Genomic DNA, 2665 nt, shown 5'->3' on the forward strand with positions numbered 1-2665 from the left:
TCTCCGACCGTAAGACGGTCGGACTCAGGGAGACGGGCCGAAACCCCCACCCTTCTAAGCGGGACCGTTCCGCCGGTGTAAGATCCCCCTCGGGTCCGATCAAGCAAAGAACGCCCCGCTCTGCTTCTTTTCGAAGGAGTGGAAGGAGGCTGCGTAGCGGAGGAACCCCCGCTTGCAGAGATCCGAAAAGCCTCACCGGGTAGGCAGACGCCTCGCGGCTCAGCTCCCCGAGATCCGTGAGCGGATGGATTTTCGGAAGCCACGCGCGCCGGCACTGTTTTGCGGCGGCGATCGTGATCTCGGTCCAACGGGCGCGCTTGCGTTCCGCTCCTTCCCGACGCTCCACCGATCGATCGCAAAACACGGGGAAGATCTCCGTCACCCCGAGCTCGGTGACCTTTTGGAAAACAAGATCCATCGCCTTCGCCTTGAGCAGGGCTTGGGCGATTGCGATCTTCCAAGAAGGAGGTGCCACTTTCCTCTCTGCGATCTTCCGGAAGGCGAGTCGGCGGCCTTCCCGCCCGGTTACTTCCGCAATCCACTCCGTGCCGGCCCCGTCGAAGAGGGTGATCCGATCTCCCGGACGCCGGCGCATCACGCGCAGGGCATGCTCCGACTCCTGCGCTCCGAGCAGATTCTCCTCCGGCTGCGCCAAGTAGTAACGCTCCATTTCCGAGAGTGCTCTCCAGCGGTCTTCCCGTTCCGGATCTCGAAAGAGAACGGGGGAACGGCGGTGCTCCTCGGCCATCCTTTTTAGAGAAAGCCTTCTTGGCGGAGATCGTGGACATTCCGGGGGAGGGATTTTTGCACCCATTCGAGGAAAAAGCGCAAGAGAGAGACTTCCCAGCCATCCTCAATGCCGACGAGGACAGTCGCAAAGGGATCGTCCCGCTCCTGCACCTCCCGCGTGATGGCGTGTATCACCGAGTCGATCGGGGAGTCTACCTTGCGGAAGCGCAGCTCCTCTTTGCGCAGCTGAAATCCATAACGCAAAAACGAGAGAGAATCGGGTTGTCTGCTCAACCATTGCGCATAAGCGCGGGCCTTTTCGCCGAAACCCTCCAAGAGCAGCTTCTCCATGGTCTTCGGCAGGATGAGCTGCGGCTGCTCCGCTTCCAGGTTTCCCTCGCGGACGAAGGTCGTGCCTACCCTGTCCATCGCCTCGGTCATCAGCGTGTAATGGACCAGAGACGTACGGAAGGTCGCCACCCGCGTGCGCGGCAGCAAGATCACGCGACTCGATTCAAGCGAGTAGTCAAAGGTGTCCTCGAATCCCATAGCTTTCTCAGAATCGGCCTCGCCACTCGAAGAGCCGGTCGAATTGGCGAGCCTGCCGAGCAGAGGCAACAAAATCAAACGAATTTTCCTGGGTTGAGCAACCCTTCCGGGTCCAACGCCTGCTTCAAGTGCTCGTGCAGGGCGCGGACGGCGGGAGAGGCCGCGAGGGGCCACCAGCGCTTCTTGGCGATGCCGATGCCATGCTCCCCCGTGATCGATCCTCCCCAAGCGACGATCTGGCGGAAGAGAAGGTCGAGGGCTTCTTGCGCGCGCTCCTCCATCCCGGGCTGGCTCCGATCGATCATCAAGTTGACATGGATGTTGCCGTCTCCGGCATGGCCGAAGCAGGCGACGGGAAATCCATAACGAAGCTCGATCTCGCTCCCCAAACGCACCAGGTCGACGAGCCGCCCTCTGGGCACGACGACATCCTCGTTGAGCTTGGTGAGGCCGCTGGCCTTCAAGGCCAGCGAAAAGGCACGCCGGGTTCGCCAGAGCGGGTCGCATCCTTCCTCTCCGCGGCCGATTTGGACCTCTCCCGCGCCCGAGCGCCGAAGGATGGGAAGAAGGCTCTCGAGCTCCGCTTCGACTCCCGCGGCATGGCCGTCGATCTCGACCAAAAGGTGCGCTTCGCCCGGAGGAATCGGCTCCGGACAAAACTCGCGCGCCCGTTCCAACGTAAATCGGTCGGCGACTTCCAGAGCCGAAGGGAGAAGGCCGGCTCCAAAGATCTCCTCGACGCAGCCGGCGGCCGACTCGATCGAGGGAAAGATCGCCGCCGCGCAGACCCGATAGGGGGGGCGCGGGATCAGGCGCAGCGTCGCCTCCGTCACCAACCCGAGGAGTCCTTCCGAGCCGACGAAGAGGCCGACGAGATCGAAGCCGACCTTGTTCTTGTGGGTGCGTCCGCCGACGCGGATGGCCGTTCCATCGGCCAACACGACCTCGAGGCCGAGCACATAGTGGCGAGTCACCCCATATTTGAGGCAGCGGGGACCTCCCGCATTGGTCGCAATATTTCCTCCCAAGCTGCTTTCCGAAGCGCTTGCCGGATCGGGCGGGTAGTACCAGCCGAGCTTGGCGGCCGCTTCCTGGAGTTGGGCGGTGATCACCCCGGGTTCGACGACCGCGACTCCATCGCGCGGATCGATCTCGCGGATCCGGTTCATCCGGGAGAAGTTGACGACGATCCCACCTCGGATGGGGACACAGCCCCCTACGTAGCCGCGTCCCGCTCCACGGGGGGTAAGCGCCACTCGGGCCTGGGAAGCCCATCGGACCAGCCGCACGACCGATTCGGTGTCTTCCGGATAGAAGACCGCTTCCGGGGCTTGCGTTGCCATCCAGGCATCGCCCGCGTTGCGGGCGAGCGCCTCGGGATCGGCGG

General features: G+C 63.2%; 3 protein-coding genes. All 3 read right to left on the reverse strand.

What is annotated here, in order from left to right; genetic code table 11:
- Window positions 1-748: RsmE family RNA methyltransferase (locus FN369_RS08550; protein WP_178087769.1), on the reverse strand; the 748-nt coding region annotated here is incomplete at its 3' end.
- A 5-nt stretch (window positions 749-753) separates the two neighbouring features.
- Window positions 754-1278, reverse strand: coding sequence for a hypothetical protein (locus FN369_RS08555; protein WP_142525741.1), 525 nt, complete (start codon window positions 1276-1278; stop codon window positions 754-756).
- A gap of 74 nt (window positions 1279-1352) precedes the next feature.
- On the reverse strand, window positions 1353-2665 hold a 1313-nt coding region (locus FN369_RS08560; protein WP_142525742.1), incomplete at its 5' end, for an FAD-binding oxidoreductase.

The sequence above is a fragment of the Methylacidimicrobium cyclopophantes genome, assembly GCF_902143385.2.
Classification (GTDB): Bacteria; Verrucomicrobiota; Verrucomicrobiia; order Methylacidiphilales; family Methylacidiphilaceae; genus Methylacidimicrobium; species Methylacidimicrobium cyclopophantes.